We start from the raw sequence: 14842 nt of genomic DNA on the forward strand, positions 1-14842 counted from the left end.
TGCACTTCACACTCGAGGGCCCTTTTTCGGACACAACGAGGTGAAGGCAGATGGCGCAACAACTATCGCGACGACAACTCCTGGGAGCTGGCCTGGGGACCGCCACCATGGCGTTCCTCACTGGCTGCGCAACACCGGGTACCGCATCCGTGAACACCCAGCCGGTGATTCCCGCCGCTGCCGGGGAAACCATCACCCTGACCTACTGGGCCTGGTTGAAGGACATCCAGAACGTTGTGGACATCTGGAATGCCGCCAACCCCCGCGTCCAGGTCAAGGTGGAATGGATCCCCGGCGGCAACGTGGGCGGCTACCAGAAGCTGTACTCAGCGCTCGCAGCCGGCGGCGGACCGGACCTGGGGCAGGTTGAGCTGCGCTCCCTGCCGGAATTTATGCTGGTCAACGGCTTGGTGGACATCTCCCGGTACGGCGCTCAGGAATTCGCTCCCCGCTACGACCCCACCCTCTGGGGCCAGGTCAGCTACGCGGGCGGCGTTTTCGGCATCCCGCAGGACTCCGGTCCGATGGCCACGTTTTACCAGCCGGCCGTCCTGGAAACCGTGGGTGCCACGCCGCCCACCACCTGGGACGAGTGGGCCGCCGTCGCGCGTGAACTGCGCAGCCGCGGCGCCTACCTGGAAACCTTCCCGCTGGGCGACGCGTCAGTGTTCACCGCGTTCGCCACCCAGGCCGGCGCGAGGTGGCTCCGGGCGGAGGAGGACGGCTGGGTCATCAACATGACGGACGACGCCACCCTCAACACTGCCCGCTTCTTCGACAAAGCCATCACGGATGACCTCGTGGAAACCGGATTCGGCGCCTTCACTCCCGGCTGGTTCGCTGCGGCGTCCAAAGGCACCATCGCTGCGGCCACCTCCGGCAGTTGGGGTGATGCCCTGGTCCAGGGCGTCAGCGGCGGCGAAGGCAAATGGCGGGTGGCGCCCATGCCCACGTGGGGCACCACAGGGTTCGGCTCCACCTTCCTGGGTGGCTCCACCGCGGCGGTCTTCGCCAACAGCAAGCACCCCCGGGAGGCACTGGAATTCGCCGTCTGGATGACCTCCTCCAAGGAAGGCATCGACGCCGAGATCAAGAACAGCGGCATCGGCTGGTCCCCCTCCCCCGGCTTCATCGGCAGCCCGCGGCTTGAACCGTCGCCGTTCTTCAGCGGCCAGCGCTACAACGAGGAAGTCTTCCTCCCCGCCGCTACCCGGCAAAACCAGGACTGGTCCTGGTGGCCGGTCACCGAACAGTCCTTCAACATCCTCAGCGACGGGTTCCGCAGGAAACCCTCAGGCATCAGCCTGGTGGATTCCGTGGTGAGCGCTGAACAGCAGATCATGACCGTTTTCCGGAACAAGGGCCTCAGCATCCGAAAGGAGGCGTCATGACCGCGACGCCGCAGACCGAGAAGCGCCGGGCATCCCCGGCAGCCACCCCCTCGCCCGTGCCCAGCCGCGGCCGCCGGAATGGCGCAGCAGCGCGGGCACCCTGGCTCCTCCTGGCACCGTTCCTCGCCCTGTTCATCCTTACCTTCCTGCTGCCCATCGTTGTGGCAATAGGGTCCAGCTTCACCAAGGTGACCCGCGGCGGACTCTTCGGCGAGGCCGGTGTGACCACCAGCTTCGCCGGGTTCGGCAACTACGCCCAGGCCCTGGCCGATGGAAGCTTCGTCGCCTCGATCGGGCGCATGCTGCTCTTCGGCGTGGTGCAGGTCCCGGTGATGATTGTCCTCTGCACCGTGCTGGCACTCATGCTGGAATCCGCTTCCGCCAAATGGCCCGGATTCTTCCGGGCGGCCTACTTCCTCCCGTACGGCGTCCCAGGCGTGATCGCCACCATCCTGTGGTCCTTCCTCTACGTGCCGGGCCTGAGCCCGCTGGTGGACCTTGCCGGAACCTTTGGGCTCACACCGGATTTCCTGGGCCCTGACACCGTACTGTGGTCCATCGCCAACATCGTGATCTGGAGCTACACGGGCTACAACATGCTGATCATCGTGGCCCAGCTCAAGTCCATCCCCGTGGAACTCTACGAAGCCGCCAAAGTGGACGGAGCCTCCACGCTCCGGGTGGCGCTGAGCATCCAGCTGCCCCTGATCCGGCCGGCCCTGGTCCTGACCACCGTGTTTTCCATCATCGGCACCCTGCAGCTCTTCGCCGAAGCCCAGGTGCTCAAGACCGTGGCACCGGCCATTGACAGCCAGTACACGCCCAACCTGAGCGCCTACACCACTGCCTTCGCTTACAACGACTACAACGTCGCCGCAGCCCAGGCCGTCCTGATTGCCATTGCCGCCTTTACGCTCTCCTTCGCCTTCCTCAAATTCTCGAACAGGAAGTCATCATGACCACCACCGCCACCCGCCCGCGCAAGCTGACCGCGCCAGCCAGTTCACCGGACCGTTCCGCCGGCAAGCGGCGATCCTCCACCATCATCGTCACCTCCCTGCTGGTGGTGGTGGCCCTCTACTTCCTGGTCCCGGTGTACTGGGTGGTGGTTGCCGCCACCAAATCCACCGAGGATCTGTTCGGCACCAACGGCTTCTGGTTCGCCCCCACGTTCTCCCTGTGGGAAAACATCTCCCGCGTCCTGGCCTACGACAACGGCATCTTCCTCCAGTGGTTCCTGAACTCGGTACTGTATGCCGGCGTCGGCGCCCTGGCAGCCACCTACTTCGCTGCCGCCGGCGGGTACGCCCTGGCCAAGTACGAATTCCGCGGCCGGAACCTGGTGTTCGGCACCATCCTGGGCGGCGTCCTCGTCCCGGGAACGGCCACCGCACTGCCGTTGTTCCTGCTGTTCAGCCAGATGGGGATCGCCAATACCTACTGGAGCGTGCTGCTGCCCTCCCTGGTCTCGCCATTCGGGCTGTTCCTGTGCCGGATCTACTCCCAAGCCACTGTGGACACGTCCCTCATCGAAGCCGCCCGGCTGGACGGGGCCAGTGAGCTGCGGATCTTCCACACCATCGGCCTGCGGGTGCTGACCCCGGCGCTGGTCACCGTGTTCCTGTTCCAGCTGGTGGGCATCTGGAACAACTACTTCCTGCCCCTGGTGATGCTCTCCGATTCCGGCCTCTATCCCATCACCCTGGGACTGAACAACTGGCTCAGCCAGGTTGACAGGCTGCCCGAGTTCTACGAACTCACCACCGGCGGCGTCCTGCTGTCCATCATCCCGCTGGGCATCGCCATGGTGGTCCTGCAGCGGTTCTGGCGCGGCGGGCTGACGGAAGGCTCGGTCAAGTAACCCCCCTCCCCTCCCGTTGCGCTATCACTTATGGTCCCTAAACCCCCGGTTTAGGGACCATAAGTGATAGCGCAACTAGGGGGTGGGGGCGGGCTCGGGCTCCCGGCTGGGCGCAGGCTTCCTGATGGTGGCGCTGATGACCGCAGCCACCGTGCACATCGCTGCCGCCCCCAGCCACGCGTAGGTGTACTGCCCGGTGGCTTCGCGGATGGCCCCGGCACCGAGCGCCGCAGCCGCGGCACCCAGCTGGTGCGCCGCGAAGACCCAGCCAAACACCACACTGCCGTCCGCGCCGAACGTCTCGCGGCAGATGGCGGCCGTGGGCGGCACGGTGGCCACCCAGTCCAGCCCGTAGATCACCACAAACACGATCATGCTGGGCTGGATTTCCGCGTTCAGGAGCAGCGGCAGCACCAGCAGGCCAATTCCGCGGAACTGGTAATAGACGGCCAGCAGGACCCGCGGGTTGAACCGGTCGGTCAGCCAGCCGGACGCGATGGTCCCCACAATGTCAAAGATGCCGACGACGGCGAGCAGGCCCGCCGCGGTGGTTTCCGGCATGCCGTGGTCATGGGCTGAGGGGATGAAGTGGGTGCCGATCAGGCCGTTGGTGGTGGCACCGCAAATGGCGAAGCCAGCCACCAGCGCCCAGAATGTCCGGACCCTGCTGGCCCGGCGCAGTGCCTGCAGTGCCCGGACTGCGGCGTTGACCCGTGGCCCGTCCTGCGGCGCCGGCTCCTGTACGGCGGCCGGGTCCTGGCCGTAAGGCAGCACCCCCGCGTCCGCCGGGGAGTTCTTCAGGAACTTCAGCACCAGGGGCACCACGGCCAGGGCTCCGGCGGCAATCAGCAGGGAGGCCTGCCGCCAGCCGGGATCCTGCGCCAGCATGGCAATGAACGGCAGGAACACCAGCTGGCCCGCGGCGCTGCCGGCCGTGAGGATGCCAATCACCAGGCCCCGGCTTTTGACGAACCACGTGTTGGCGATGGTGGCCGCAAACACCAGCGCCATGGAGCCGGTCCCCAACCCGATCAGGACGCCCCAGGTCAGCAGGATCTGCCAGGACTGGTTGACGAACACTGTCAGGGCACTGCCGAGGCCGATCAGCACCAGGGCCGTAGCCGTGACGCCCCGGATGCCAAAGCGTTCCATCAGCGCAGCGGCAAAAGGGGCCGTGAGCCCGAACAGGACGAGGTTGATGCTGACCGCTGCGGACAGGACGGTCAGGGACCAGCCGAACTCCTGCTGCAGGGGAACCATCAGCACGCCGGGCGCGGCGCGGAACCCTGCGGCCCCCACCAGCGCCAGGAACGCGACGGCGGCCACAATCCAGGCCGGATGGAGCTGTCGCCTGCCCACGGCGGCGCCGGGTTGGGACCTGTCTTTCGGCGGCGTGCTCACGCGGGTGCACCGGAGGCCGCAGTGGCCAGCCCGGTGGGCTGAGCGGACCGGGACAGGCTGTGCCAGCTGGTGGTGGCGGCCGTGAGCGGTTCCCCGCACGCGGTGCAGGTGTCTGCCGATACGGTGCGCTGCCCGCAACCGGAATGGACCACGTACATGTGCGCGTCGGCAGCCGGCGCCGGAAGGTGCTTCTCCGACCAGATCGCGACGGCGTTCAGCACCGGGAGGGCGTCCTCGCCCATGGGCGTGAGGACGTACTCTGTCCTGGTGCGGCCGCCGTCGGAATACTCCTGCCTGGCCAGCAGCCCGGCAGCCACGAGGCCTGTCAGACGCCGGGTGAGCACCGAGTCTGCCACCTGGACCTTGGCCTTGATGGCGCCGAAGCGGCCGTTGCCAAAAAACACCTCACGCAGGACCAAAACGCTCCAGGGATCACCCAGGATGTCCAGGCCCCGGGCCATGCTGCAGGCCCGCCCGGAAAGGTCGGATCGAAGTACCATGACGGCACCGTAGCTGACTTTCTTGAAGAAAGCCAGAGTCGATCACAAGACGGTCCGGGCGGGCCCCGTTGTCAGCGCAGGGTGGCGAAGGCCCGTTCCAGGTCCGCGATCAGGTCCTCGGCGTCCTCGATGCCGCAGGAAAGCCGCAGGAGGTTGACCGGGACGGCAAGTTCGGTCCCCTTCACGGAGGCGTGCGTCATTTCGGACGGGTAGTTCATCAGCGACTCGATGCCACCCAGGGACTCGGCGAGGGTGAAGACGGACGTGGACTCGGCCACTTTCCGCGCCGCCGCCTCGCCGCCCTTGAACTGCACCGAAACCATGCCGCCGAACTTCCGCATCTGTTTCCGGGCCAGCTCGTGCCCTGGGTGGTCCGGCAGGCCCGGGTACAGGACCGCCTCCACCTCGGGCCGGCCCAGCAGCCACTCGGCCACGGCCTGGCCGTTGTCGCTGTGCCGGTCCATCCTGACGCCCAGGGTTTTGAGCCCGCGCGTGGTGAGGAAGGCATCCATGGGTCCGGACACCGCGCCCACGGCAAACTGCACAAAACCGATCTTTTCCGCCAGCTCCGCATCCTTCACCACCAGCGCACCGCCCACCACGTCCGAGTGGCCGCCGATGTACTTGGTGGTGGAGTGGACCACCACGTCAGCCCCCAGGTCCAGCGGGGTCTGCAGGTAGGGGGACGCGAACGTGTTGTCCACCACCAGCAGGATCCCCGCGGCATGGGCGATCTCTGCGAGCGCGGCGATGTCCGTGATCTTCATCATGGGGTTCGACGGCGTCTCCACCCAGAGGAGCCGGGTGTTGTTGGCTTCGACGGCCTGCCGGACGGCGTCCAGGTTGGCCATGTCCACCGGGGTGTTTCCGATTCCCCAGTCGCCCAACACCCGGCTGATGAGCCGGTAGGTGCCCCCGTAGGCGTCGTTTCCGAGCACAATATGGTCGCCAGGGCGGGTGAGGGCACGGATCAGGGAGTCCTCTGCGGCGAGCCCTGAGCTGAAGCTGTACGCGTGCGTGCCGCGTTCCAGGGCAGCGAGCTGTTCCTGGAGGGCGTCGCGGGTGGGGTTGCCGCCGCGGCCGTATTCGTAGCCGGCGCGGAGGCCGCCGATGCCGTCCTGCGCATAGGTCGAGCTGAAGTGCAGGGGCGGGACCACGGCGCCGGTGCGCGGCTCGAAAGCCTGGCCGGCGTGCACGGCGCGGGTGTTGAAGCCTTGGTTTTCCGGGAGGGACATGTTGCTCCTTTTCGGGTGCAGGTCAGTTGCTGAGATAGGCCAGGAGGTCGTGCCGGGTGAGGATGCCCACCGGCGCGCCCACAAACGTGACCATGACCGTATCCACGTCGGAGAGCATCTCCCTGGCCGCGGAGATGGTTTCCAGGGACCCGATCACCGGCAGTTTGGGGCCCATGTGCTGGGAGATCTTGTCCGCGAGCTTCGCCTCGCCGCGGAACAGCTTGGCGGTAAGGGTCCGTTCGTCCACGGCACCGAGGACCTCGCCCATCACCACCGGCGGTTCCTGCGACAGGACGGGGATGTGGCTGACGCCGAACTCGTTCATGATGTTGATGACATCGCGGACGGATTCGTTGGGATGGATGTGCACCAGGTCAGGCAGTTCGCCGTTTTTGGTTTTGATGACCTCGCCCACGGAGGTTTCCTCGCCGCCGGAGAGGAAGCCGTAGGAGCGCATCCACTGGTCGTTGAAGATTTTCGCCAGGTAGCCGCGGCCGGAGTCGGGCAGGATCACGACGACGACGGCAGACTCGGGCAGGTCCTTCGCGGCTTTCAGCGCGGCCACCACAGCCATGCCCGAGGAGCCGCCCACCAGCAGGCCTTCCTCCCGGGCCAGCCGGCGGGTCATGTCGAACGAGTCGGCATCGCTGACGGCGATCACCTGGTCCGGGATGGACTTGTCATAGTTTCCGGGCCACATGTCCTCCCCCACGCCTTCGACGAAATACGGCCGTCCGGTACCGCCCGAGTAGACCGAACCTTCCGGGTCCGCGCCGATTATCCTGACCCGGCCGCCGTCGGCCGCTGCCCGGTCCGCCGAGACTTCCTTGAGGTACCGGCCGGTGCCCGTGATGGTACCGCCGGTGCCGGCGCCGATCACGCAGTGGGTGACGCGGCCGTCCGTATCGTTCCAGATTTCGGGCCCGGTGGTGCGGTAGTGGCTCTCCGGGGCTGCGGGGTTGGAGAACTGGTCCGGCTTGTAGGCGCCGGGGGTCTCGCGCACGATCCGGTCCGAGACGCCGTAGTAGCTTTGCGGGCTGTCGGGCGGCACGGCGGTGGGCGTGACCACCACCTCGGCCCCGTAGGCGCGCAGCACGGCGCGCTTGTCCTCGCCCACCTTGTCCGGGACTACAAAAACGCACTTGTAGCCCTTTTGCTGGGCTACCAGCGCCAGTCCCACCCCGGTGTTGCCGGACGTGGGTTCCACGATGGTGGCCCCAGGCTGGAGTTTGCCGTCCCGCTCGGCGTCCTCGATCATCTGGGCGGCGATGCGGTCCTTGATGGAGCCGCCGGGGTTCAGGTACTCGAGTTTGACCAGGACGGTGGCCTTGGTGTCACCCGTGACGTGGTTGAGTTTGATAAGCGGCGTGTTGCCGATGAGGTCCAGGATGGACTGGGCATACTTCATAACCACCAAACTACCGCTTTGTGACGGCCCTATCCGTCCGCGGGCCCGGACTCTTCCGCCGGCAGGTTCTCCCAGAGGCCCATGACGTTACCCTCCGTGTCGCGGAAGTACGCGAAGGCACCCATTCCGGGGATGGTTTCCTTGACCCGCACCACGGAGCCGCCCGCGGCTTCCACGCTGTGGAGGGTGGCGTCGATGTCCGGGACGTCCACGGTGATGACGGGGTGCTGGAGGTCCTGGGCCCGGGTCATCATGCCGCCGTTGATGGCACCGGGGACGGTGGGCTGGCCCGTTTTTTCGTCCATGGGCGTGGTGACCATTGCGCTGTAGTCCATCCCGGGAACCGGATCGATCCTCCAGCCGAGCGCCTGTTCGTAGAACGCCCTGGCGCGCTCGCCGTCGTCCGCCGGAATTTCGAAATGCACCACTGCGCCCATCGCCTGACCTGGCCCTCCGTGTGTCCAGCGCGGCGGTTCCGCGCCACAGCAAGGAGTCTAGTCCCGGCACGGCGCCAGGATAAGGGGCAGGCGACGCCTTTAGGCTTGGCCCATGTCAATCATTTACGAAGCGACCATTACCCCGTCCAAGCTGGACATGATGGCGGCGTGGCTGCCGCAGCAGGACTGGTTCACCGGCACGGAGCCGCTGGCACTGGAGCGGGTGGCATCCTTCCGCTTTGACGATCCTGCCGGGCAGGTGGGGATGGAGACGCTGCTGATCCGCTCCGGTGCGCACACGTACCAGGTGCCGCTGGCGTACCGGAACGAACCGCTGGCAGGTGCGGAAGATTTCCTGCTGGGCACCACTCTGCACTCGGTGCTGGGTACGCGCTGGGTGTACGACGCCACCGGGGATCCCCTCTATGCGGCAGCCCTTGCCGGCGCCGTGCTGGCCGGGGACCCGCAGGCCAACCAGGTGGAGCACCGCGGCGAAGAACGGATCCCGCTGCCGGCCACCATCACGCTCACCAGCACCGGAACCCTGGGGACAGCCGTCCCGGCCGTCCAGTCCGTCACCGCGCATACCGTTGGCGGGGTGACCACCATCCGCTCGGGTGGCCTCAGCATCGCCGTGGTCCGGTCCCTGGCGGACGACGACGGCACGCATCTCGGCGCAGCCCTCACCGGCGCCTGGGCCGGCGGTCCCGCTGCCGCGTTGCTGGCCACCGCGTCACTCACCGGCCCCAGCTGACGTTTTGCACCGGCCAGGCCCGGCACAAAAGCCCCTGCCGGCGGACCGTCCTGGTCCGCCGCAGGGGCTTTTTGGGTGCTCAGCGCCCGTTGAGCAGGGTTTCGCTGCAGTCCTTGTTGTCCTGGCCCCTTTCGGTGTAGCCGGTGGGGGTGCTGATGGTGACATCGTTGATGTACCAGATGTAGTGCCCGGCCAGCTGGGATGAGTAGTTGACCCGGATCCGGCCCTTCTTCTCGTGGATCTCGGCACCAGCGGTCAGCGTGGCCTTGCGGCCCGGCTCGATGTGGATGGTGGAGGCGTTTGATTCGGTGACGGTATGGCTCCAGTTGTATTCGCCGGACAGCCCGCCGGTGAAGAAGCTCTTGACCGCGCTGGCGGTGCCGCCGATCGAACCGCCTGATGACCACGATTCGCTGCCTGTGAGAGCCTGGTCAATCACTCCCCTGTCGGAGGTGCAGTTGGTGACAGTCTCGCCCACGGCCTTCCAGTCAAGGAAGGTGTTGCTGCTTTCCTCTTCGAACGTGCAACCGTCCAGGGCCATGGTGTTGCCCGTGGTGTGACCGTCCGGGAGGTAGGCAGTTCCGTCGCAGTCGCCCTGCAGCTCCTCAATGGTCGGCGGCCGATCCTCGGCCTGGGCCGGCGAAACGGGTCCGAGGAACCCGACGCCCAGCAGCGCCGCTGCGGTGATGATTCCGGTTCGTGAGCCGATCTTCTTCATTCGATTGGACATGCTCTTCAACTCCCCATTAGTCATTCCTGCGTACCCTCTGGCACTGCCACCACTCTTCCCCGCCTCGGGTTGGTCCGGCAACGGCTGCGGTGAAGGGTTAGCCGGATGGCTAACATCCCGGCCCCGCCCTAGACTCGTGCCGGGGGACGGACTAACTGAAGGCAGGCAACGCAGCGATGGGCTTCCTGGTCGAACACTGCAGTGAACTGGAATCCTCACTCCTGCACCCGCAGAATTTTGAGCCATCCCCGAGCGGACAATGGCTGGCGGAACGCTACCGGGAGATCGTCCCCGTGATCCTGCCTGATGTGCTCCACTGCCTGGACACCGGGGAGCCGCTCGCCCCGCGCAGCGTGGCGGCAGTGCGGACCTCGGCGGAGGGAATCCTGGCCGGCCGCGTGCCGCTGCACACTGTCCTTCATGGCGGAATTCCTGCCCTACGGGTGTTTGCCGCGTTCCTGCAACCGCATCATTCGCGGCTCACCAGCGCCGAGCTGGCGTCGATCCTGGGGCGGGCGTCAGTGGTGGCCACGGAACTGGGCGCCTGCTGGGCCCACGCCTGGTCCAGCGCACCGTCCCGTGCCGCGTCCACCGCCGCGTCCACCGCAGGATCGTCGGAGCCGGCAGCCGGCGTTCCTGCCGGTGCGGACACTGAAGTGCACGTCCCGGACCTCGTCGCGGTGCCGGGACATCTGGACGACGCCGACCTCGACATGGTGCTGCTGGCTGCGCAGGGCCGCTCGAACGAGGAAATCGCCCAGGCCACCGCGTACAGCCCGCACGCGGTCAAGTGGCATCTGGGCCGCGCGATGCGCACCTGGAACGTCCGCAACCGGGCCAGCCTCATCACGACGGCCCTCCTCCGGGGTGCCTTGCGGCCGCGCACGCGGCTCATGCCCCCGGCGGCCATCCAACCCCCAGTGCCGCAGGACCCGCCGAAGCACTGACCCGCCGCCCCTCCCGGCCCAACTAGGTCGCAGTTGTTGTCGTTATGAGCCCTCAAAACGACAACAACTGCGACCTAGTTGGGAGGGGGCGCAGGGCGGTGTCGGCGGGGCGTGGGACCATGGAAGACATGACCATCGCAGAGGCTTCCCCCCGGCTCGCGGCCGCGGCGGACGCAGCCCTGCACTGGTATCCGGGCGGCCCGTACAGCCTTGCCCGGACGCTCGGACCGCTGCTCAGGGGTGCCAGCGACCCCTCCTTCAGCAGCCAGGGCAACGACATCTGGAACGCCTTCACCACCACGGAAGGCCCTGCGACGCTCCGGTTCAGCCCGGCCGGTGGCACCGCGACGGAACCCCTGGTGGACGTCCAGGCCTGGGGTCCGGGGGCGGCAGCTGCCCTGGCCACGGTTCCGCGGCTGCTGGGCGTGGACGACGACTGGTCCGGTTTTGACGAGCCCGGCTTTTCCGCGACGCTGCCGGACATGGTCCGGGAGGCGCGGCGCCGCAACCTGTCCCTCCGGCTGCCTGCCAGCGGGCGGATGGTGGACCAACTGGTGCCCATCATCCTGGAGCAGAAAGTCACTGTCATTGAGGCCCGGCGCGCCTACCGCTACCTGATGCACCGCTTCGGCTCACCCGCCCCGCAGGCCGGCGCAGCCACGCCCCCGGGACTGACCGTGGCACCCACCGCCGCGCAGTGGCTGCAGGTCCCGAGCTGGGAATGGCACCGGGCGGGAGTGGGCCCGCAGCGGTCCGCCACCGTGATGCGGGCGCTGCGGTCGGCCGCCGCGCTGGAGCGCCTCGCCGCGCTGCCCGCAGCGGAGGCCGGCCTGAAGATGCAGACCATCCCCGGGATCGGGGTGTGGACCGCCGCGGAAGTGGTGCAGCGGACACACGGCTGCCCTGACTCCATCGCGGTGGGCGACTATCACCTGGCCGCCTACGTGGGCGCGGCCTTCACCGGCCACCGGACGGACGACGACGGCATGATCCGGCTGCTCGAACCGTGGCGGGGGCACCGGCAACGGGTGGTCCGGATGATCAAGAGCACCGGCTACCGGAAGCCCACGTTCGGTCCGCGGATGACCATCCAGGACCACCGGGAGCACTGATACCGGTCCATCAGCCGGCACCTGGCGTAGCTACAGGCCCAGCCGGGAGGCCGCCTCCTCCCGCATCTGGACCTTGCGGACCTTCCCGGAGACTGTCATGGGGAAACTGTCCCGGACATCGACGTACCGAGGGATCTTGTAGTGGGCCAGGTGGCCGCGGCAAAATTCGGTCACCCCGGCTTCGTCGAGGGGCGCGGCGCCGGGCTTGAGGATGATGCACGCCATCAGCTCTTCGCCGTAGCGCGGGTCCGGGACGCCGATCACCTGGACGTCCTGCACCGAGGGATGGGTGAAAAGGAAATCCTCGATTTCGCGGGGATACACGTTCTCGCCGCCCCGGATCACCATGTCCTTGATCCGGCCCTCGATGGCCACGTACCCCTCGGCATCCATCCGGGCCAGGTCGCCGGTGTGCATCCAGCCGTCGGCGTCGATGGCTTCGGCGGTTTCCCTGGGCAGGCCCCAGTACCCGGACATCACGGAGTAGCCTCGCGTGCACAGCTCGCCGATCCCGCCGCGGTCCAGGTCTGCCCCGGTGACGGGGTCGGTGATGCGGTTCTCCAGGTGCGGCATGGTCCGGCCCACGGTTTCGGTGCGGTGCTGCAGCGTGTCGCCGTGCCGCGTCATGGTGGACACCGGCGACGTTTCAGTCATGCCGTAGCAAATGGCCACGTCCACCATGTTCATGTCGGTGATCACCCGGTTCATCACCTCGATGGGGCACACTGACCCTGCCATGACCCCGGTGCGCAGGGTGGACAGGTCGTAGGAGGCGAAGTCGGGCAGGGCCAGTTCGGCGATGAACATGGTGGGGACCCCGTACAGGGACGTCCCGCCGAAGTCCTGCACTGCCTCGAGCGCCGCCGCCGGTGAGAATCCGCGGCCGGGAATGATCGTGGCAGCACCGTGGCTGAGCGCGTTCAAGTTGCCTATCACCATGCCGAAGCAGTGGTAGAACGGCACCGGGATCACCACCCTGTCGTGCTCGGTGTAGCCCAGCAACTCCCCGATGGCGTAGCCGTTGTTGAGGATGTTGTGGTGCGTGAGCGTGGCCCCTTTGGGGAAGCCCGTGGTACCTGAGGTGTATTGCAGGTTGATGGGATCGTGCGGGTCCAGCTCCGCCATTCTGGCTTTCAAGGCGGAATGCCCGACGGCGTCCGCGCGCTTGAGCAGTTCGGCGTAGGTCAGTTCCGCGTCGCTGAGCGGGGCCACCGAATCAGGTCCGTCGCCGCCGGGGGCGGGCAGGAAAACCAGCTGCTCAAGGTCCGGGCAGCCGGCCAGCGCCTGCCGGGCCATGGCCACAAAGTCGCTGGTCCGGTCCGAGGGTGCGGTCACCAGCAGCCGCATCCCATTCTGCCGGACCGCAAACTCCAGTTCGTGGCTGCGGTACGCGGGGTTGACGTTCACCAGGATGGCCCCGGCTTTGGCGGTGGCATACTGCAGCAGCGTCCACTCGGCACAGTTGGGGCTCCAGATCCCCACCCGGTCCCCTCTGGCGATGCCCAGGGCGAGGAGCGCACGCGCCAGCCGGTCGACGTCGTCATTCATTTTGGCGTAGCTCCAGCGGCGGGCGTCCGCGCCCGGCACCGGCGCGGCCTCAATCAGCGCGTCGTGATAGGGAAACCTGGCCACCACGCCCTCGAACTGCTGGCCGATGGTTTCCTCAAGCAGCGGAACGTCAGTGTCCCCGGCTGTATAAGCGCGCATGATGGCACGCTACCAACAGGCCTGCGGCTTTGAAAGCATCCGGCCCGTTTCGCAAGGCGCTACGCGGCGCAACAGAACACGGCCAGCTGCCGCGGCCGGTAATGTGGGCAGCATGAGTGCACCGATCGACCTGCAGGCAACGTTCATCCCCAACGAGGGCGAGTTCTTCCGCGTGAAGCTGGCCCTGGAAATCGCCATTGACGAGGTGGTGACCGAACCGGGCTGCATCCGGTACGAACTCACCGAAGCCACGGAGGAGAAGCTGGTCCTGACGGAGCAGTGGGCTTCCGAGGAGGACCTGGCGAAGCACTCCAAGGGCATTGCGGTCCAGGACCTCAATGAGTCCCTCAGCGCATTACTGGCCGAACCCGCCAAGGTGGAACGCATCTAGCTGTATTGACCTGAGAGGTTAGTGACGCGGCTGGCTGGTGGCTGACCTTTGAGTGAGGTGTGGCCTCGGTGATGATTGTAGTGGTGGAGCCAGTCGGTGAAAGCGGCAACACGGGCGCTCTCTGATGCGTAGCGTTTTGCGTAGGCCCATTCATCGAGCATGGTGCGGTTGTAACGCTCGACTTTGCCGTTGGTCTGGGGCCTGTACGGGCGGGTTCGCTTGTGCTTGATGTCCGGTCCCAGGGCGTCTTTGAAGGCGTAGGAACGGTAGCAGGAGCCGTTGTCGGTCAACACCCGTTTGACGGTGATTCCGCAGGATTGGAAGTAGGCGTTGGCGCGTTCCCAGAACCCGGCTGCGGTTTCTTTCTTCTCATCGGTCAGGATCTCGGTGTAGGCCAGCCGGGAGTGGTCATCAACGGCGTTGTGCAAGAACGCGTAGCCCGGCCGCCGGTTCGGCGCGGTGCCGCTCTTGTTTCGCCAGCCGGCGGCTCTGGCCAGGCTCCGGTGACCGCCGCCGTCCGGAATGCGCCCGAGTTTCTTGATGTCGACGTGGATCAGGTCCCCGGGGCTATCGTGCTCGTAGCGGCGGATTACCCTGCCCGTGGAACAGTCCAACCAGGACAGCCTAGCCAGCCCGTACCGGGAGAGGACCCGGTGGACAGTGGACGGGTGGATCCCCAATAAATAGCCGATCCGCGCCGGGCCCCACCGCCGGTTCACCCGGATCGCGATGATCCGCCGCTCCCGCCGCGGACAGGTCCTCCATGGAGAGGTCCGGGGCCTGCTTGAGGCATCGTGCATACCCGCCTCGCCGTGTTCCCGGTAGCGACCGCCCACCGCGACGCGGTCGTGACCGAGACCTGGAACCGCTCAGCCGCCCGGCGCAACGGCCACCCCTCATCCACGACGCACCGGGCCAGCCGGAGCCTGCCCCTGGGCGTGAGGATCGCGTTAGCATGGGACATTGAA

14 protein-coding genes and 1 pseudogene are annotated in these 14842 nt (G+C 66.9%); 7 read left to right on the top strand and 8 right to left on the bottom strand.

Annotated features, from left to right (window positions below; genetic code table 11):
- Positions 1-107: 107 nt before the first annotated feature.
- Genes ACRB8A_RS14195 through ACRB8A_RS14205 form a run of 3 tightly spaced genes read left to right on the top strand, consistent with a single transcriptional unit; the run spans position 108 to position 3252 of the window.
- Positions 108-1391, top strand: coding sequence for an ABC transporter substrate-binding protein (locus tag ACRB8A_RS14195; RefSeq protein WP_235504648.1), 1284 nt, complete (start codon positions 108-110; stop codon positions 1389-1391).
- Positions 1388-2350, top strand: a complete 963-nt coding sequence (locus ACRB8A_RS14200) for a carbohydrate ABC transporter permease (RefSeq protein WP_050685347.1) — start codon at positions 1388-1390, stop codon at positions 2348-2350. The genes ACRB8A_RS14195 and ACRB8A_RS14200 overlap by 4 nt, the downstream gene beginning before the upstream one ends.
- The gene (locus tag ACRB8A_RS14205; protein ID WP_056596902.1) at positions 2347-3252 is read left to right on the top strand and encodes a carbohydrate ABC transporter permease; all 906 of its coding nucleotides are present in this window, start codon (positions 2347-2349) and stop codon (positions 3250-3252) included. The genes ACRB8A_RS14200 and ACRB8A_RS14205 overlap by 4 nt, the downstream gene beginning before the upstream one ends.
- Positions 3253-3327: 75 nt before the next feature.
- On the opposite strand, the gene ACRB8A_RS14210 is transcribed toward ACRB8A_RS14205, so the two are convergent.
- The 5 genes from ACRB8A_RS14210 to ACRB8A_RS14230 form a co-directional block, all read right to left on the bottom strand.
- On the bottom strand, positions 3328-4653 hold the full coding sequence (locus ACRB8A_RS14210) for an MFS transporter (protein WP_050685349.1): 1326 nt from the start codon (positions 4651-4653) through the stop codon (positions 3328-3330).
- Complete coding sequence (locus ACRB8A_RS14215; RefSeq protein ID WP_056596897.1) at positions 4650-5153, bottom strand: winged helix-turn-helix transcriptional regulator; 504 nt, start codon at positions 5151-5153, stop codon at positions 4650-4652. The genes ACRB8A_RS14210 and ACRB8A_RS14215 overlap by 4 nt, the downstream gene beginning before the upstream one ends.
- 71 nt (positions 5154-5224) lie before the next feature.
- Entirely contained in the window at positions 5225-6388 is a 1164-nt protein-coding gene (locus ACRB8A_RS14220; protein WP_050685351.1) for a cystathionine gamma-synthase, read from the bottom strand.
- 22 nt (positions 6389-6410) lie between these two features.
- Positions 6411-7796, bottom strand: a complete 1386-nt coding sequence (locus ACRB8A_RS14225; RefSeq protein WP_056596894.1) for a cystathionine beta-synthase — start codon at positions 7794-7796, stop codon at positions 6411-6413.
- Between the two features lie 29 nt (positions 7797-7825).
- Entirely contained in the window at positions 7826-8233 is a 408-nt protein-coding gene (locus ACRB8A_RS14230) for a VOC family protein (RefSeq protein ID WP_285240618.1), read from the bottom strand.
- Positions 8234-8345: 112 nt separating this feature from the next.
- Here ACRB8A_RS14230 and ACRB8A_RS14235 point away from each other — a divergent pair, with 112 nt between their 5' ends.
- On the top strand, positions 8346-8987 hold the full coding sequence (locus ACRB8A_RS14235; RefSeq protein WP_285240617.1) for a CG0192-related protein: 642 nt from the start codon (positions 8346-8348) through the stop codon (positions 8985-8987).
- Between the two features lie 79 nt (positions 8988-9066).
- On the opposite strand, the gene ACRB8A_RS14240 is transcribed toward ACRB8A_RS14235, so the two are convergent.
- A complete protein-coding gene (locus tag ACRB8A_RS14240; RefSeq protein WP_285240616.1) occupies positions 9067-9717 on the bottom strand; it encodes a hypothetical protein in 651 nt (216 codons plus the stop codon).
- Positions 9718-9893: 176 nt separating this feature from the next.
- Between ACRB8A_RS14240 and ACRB8A_RS14245 the strand changes: the two genes are divergently transcribed.
- Together ACRB8A_RS14245 and ACRB8A_RS14250 are read left to right on the top strand one after the other, a co-directional pair.
- Positions 9894-10664, top strand: coding sequence for a helix-turn-helix transcriptional regulator (locus tag ACRB8A_RS14245; RefSeq protein ID WP_285240615.1), 771 nt, complete (start codon positions 9894-9896; stop codon positions 10662-10664).
- A gap of 128 nt (positions 10665-10792) precedes the next feature.
- On the top strand, positions 10793-11776 hold the full coding sequence (locus ACRB8A_RS14250) for a DNA-3-methyladenine glycosylase family protein (protein WP_432244906.1): 984 nt from the start codon (positions 10793-10795) through the stop codon (positions 11774-11776).
- Between the two features lie 30 nt (positions 11777-11806).
- Here the strand turns inward: ACRB8A_RS14250 and ACRB8A_RS14255 are convergent, their stop codons facing one another.
- On the bottom strand, positions 11807-13483 hold the full coding sequence (locus ACRB8A_RS14255; protein WP_432244907.1) for an AMP-binding protein: 1677 nt from the start codon (positions 13481-13483) through the stop codon (positions 11807-11809).
- Positions 13484-13595: 112 nt separating this feature from the next.
- Between ACRB8A_RS14255 and ACRB8A_RS14260 the strand changes: the two genes are divergently transcribed.
- The gene (locus ACRB8A_RS14260) at positions 13596-13874 is read left to right on the top strand and encodes a putative quinol monooxygenase (protein ID WP_050685367.1); all 279 of its coding nucleotides are present in this window, start codon (positions 13596-13598) and stop codon (positions 13872-13874) included.
- On the opposite strand, the pseudogene ACRB8A_RS14265 reads toward ACRB8A_RS14260, so the two are convergent.
- Positions 13871-14838: pseudogene (locus tag ACRB8A_RS14265) on the bottom strand (IS481 family transposase). The gene ACRB8A_RS14260 and the pseudogene ACRB8A_RS14265 overlap by 4 nt on opposite strands.
- Positions 14839-14842 lie beyond the last annotated feature (4 nt).

The sequence above is a fragment of the Arthrobacter sp. G.S.26 genome (genome assembly GCF_050847375.1).
GTDB lineage: Bacteria > Actinomycetota > Actinomycetes > Actinomycetales > Micrococcaceae > Arthrobacter.

What these genes read in the sequence shown, in the direction of transcription:
- ACRB8A_RS14195 (WP_235504648.1), top strand. Translation starts at nt 108, where the DNA reads ATGGCGTTCCTCACTGGCTGCGCAACACCGGGTACCGCATCCGTGAAC.
- ACRB8A_RS14200 (WP_050685347.1), top strand. Translation starts at nt 1,388, where the DNA reads ATGACCGCGACGCCGCAGACCGAGAAGCGCCGGGCATCCCCGGCAGCC.
- ACRB8A_RS14205 (WP_056596902.1), top strand. Translation starts at nt 2,347, where the DNA reads ATGACCACCACCGCCACCCGCCCGCGCAAGCTGACCGCGCCAGCCAGT.
- ACRB8A_RS14215 (WP_056596897.1), bottom strand. Translation starts at nt 5,153, where the DNA reads ATGGTACTTCGATCCGACCTTTCCGGGCGGGCCTGCAGCATGGCCCGG.
- ACRB8A_RS14220 (WP_050685351.1), bottom strand. Translation starts at nt 6,388, where the DNA reads ATGTCCCTCCCGGAAAACCAAGGCTTCAACACCCGCGCCGTGCACGCC.
- ACRB8A_RS14225 (WP_056596894.1), bottom strand. Translation starts at nt 7,796, where the DNA reads ATGAAGTATGCCCAGTCCATCCTGGACCTCATCGGCAACACGCCGCTT.
- ACRB8A_RS14230 (WP_285240618.1), bottom strand. Translation starts at nt 8,233, where the DNA reads ATGGGCGCAGTGGTGCATTTCGAAATTCCGGCGGACGACGGCGAGCGC.
- ACRB8A_RS14235 (WP_285240617.1), top strand. Translation starts at nt 8,346, where the DNA reads ATGTCAATCATTTACGAAGCGACCATTACCCCGTCCAAGCTGGACATG.
- ACRB8A_RS14240 (WP_285240616.1), bottom strand. Translation starts at nt 9,717, where the DNA reads ATGTCCAATCGAATGAAGAAGATCGGCTCACGAACCGGAATCATCACC.
- ACRB8A_RS14245 (WP_285240615.1), top strand. Translation starts at nt 9,894, where the DNA reads ATGGGCTTCCTGGTCGAACACTGCAGTGAACTGGAATCCTCACTCCTG.
- ACRB8A_RS14250 (WP_432244906.1), top strand. Translation starts at nt 10,793, where the DNA reads ATGACCATCGCAGAGGCTTCCCCCCGGCTCGCGGCCGCGGCGGACGCA.
- ACRB8A_RS14255 (WP_432244907.1), bottom strand. Translation starts at nt 13,483, where the DNA reads ATGCGCGCTTATACAGCCGGGGACACTGACGTTCCGCTGCTTGAGGAA.
- ACRB8A_RS14260 (WP_050685367.1), top strand. Translation starts at nt 13,596, where the DNA reads ATGAGTGCACCGATCGACCTGCAGGCAACGTTCATCCCCAACGAGGGC.